At 40.5% G+C, this 1,174-nt stretch carries 2 protein-coding genes; one reads left to right on the top strand and one right to left on the bottom strand.

The features are described from left to right. Nucleotides 1–58: 58 nt before the first annotated feature. Nucleotides 59–670, bottom strand: a complete 612-nt coding sequence (locus tag QT992_RS33435; RefSeq protein ID WP_333343095.1) for a transposase — start codon at nucleotides 668–670, stop codon at nucleotides 59–61. 92 nt (nucleotides 671–762) lie between these two features. Here QT992_RS33435 and QT992_RS33430 point away from each other — a divergent pair, with 92 nt between their 5' ends. Further along, nucleotides 763–1,101: a DUF2442 domain-containing protein gene (locus QT992_RS33430; RefSeq protein WP_333322395.1), complete on the top strand. Its 339-nt coding sequence runs from the start codon at nucleotides 763–765 to the stop codon at nucleotides 1,099–1,101. Nucleotides 1,102–1,174: the final 73 nt, after the last annotated feature.

Here is a 1,174-nt window from a genome sequence, read left to right as displayed (position 1 = left end):
GAACTCCTGGCCTATATAGTTTTTTTTCTGTAATTTGTCAAGTACAATTTATACCAAATTAGATGCGATTACCCTGCAGAGTTGCAAAGGTTGAAATTCCTAGATCGATACCAACTGAACTATCAGAAGATGGCAAGACTTCGGGTTGAACTTCCACGACAAAACTGAGGAAATATCGGTCAGAACTGTCCTTGATGATTGTGACTGAACTGGGTTCTGAGGGCAACTCTCTTGTCCAAATCACCTTAAGCTTCCCAACTTTAGCTAAATAAACCTTCTCACCTTTGATGGAAAATCCTAGTTTAGTGAATCGGGCGGATTGTTGAGATTTCCGCTTTTTAAAACGAGGGGGTTTAACTTTTTGTCCCTGACGTTTCCCTTTACATGAATTGAAGAAGTTTTGGTATGCTTGCTCTAAATCGTTTAAGGATTGTTGTAGGGGAACTGCTGAAACTTCTGATAACCATTCCCGTTCCTCTAACTTCTTAGCTTGAGTGATAAATTGCTTTTGAAGTTCGGCATTTTTCGGTTTCTTTTGGCCTCCAATATATTCAGAAATGCAAAAACCTAGACTATCGTTCCATACTACTCTGACACACCCAAATAACTTGGCTAACGCCAATTTATGAGAGGGTGTCGGATAGCATCGGTAGCGATATCTAGCTTTCATTTGTTTTTGATATTTACTGTCTTTATCTTAACATAAACCAGAAGAAAAAGCCGTCCTAAAAGGACGGGGCTTTAAACCCAAAATTTTCGGTAATTAAAGTCACGGTGACAGATGAAAAAGTAATTGTGGACTTAGCTGATGGTCGCAGTTTGAGCGTGCCCTTAGCTTGGTATCCCCGTTTGTTGCACGGTACCCCGGAGGAAAGACATAATTGGCATCTACTTGGAGATGGTTATGCCATTGAATGGGTTGATTTAGACGAACATATTGGAGTTGAAGGTTTGCTAGCGGGCCGACGCAGCAGTGAAAGTCAACGATCGTTTGAAAGTTGGTTAATTAACCGCAAGACTGATCGAAATAATCCAGAACGACTAATACAGCATATTCGGTGGTTGATGAAGTACAGTAGCCGCTATATTTATATTGTGTGAGTGCGATTCGTTTAACCTAAATGGGTAGCAATACTCAGGGAAGGTTAGCCTAACCAACTGGTTAGTATAACTG

It is taken from the genome of Microcoleus sp. T3_D1 (assembly GCF_036700405.1).
GTDB lineage: Bacteria > Cyanobacteriota > Cyanobacteriia > Cyanobacteriales > Microcoleaceae > Microcoleus.
Note: the sequence above shows the minus strand (reverse complement) of the source record. Positions and strands in the feature narration are given on the sequence as shown.

Excerpts from the sequence above, each read along its gene's own strand:
- QT992_RS33435 (WP_333343095.1), bottom strand. The coding sequence starts at position 670 with ATGAAAGCTAGATATCGCTACCGATGCTATCCGACACCCTCTCATAAA.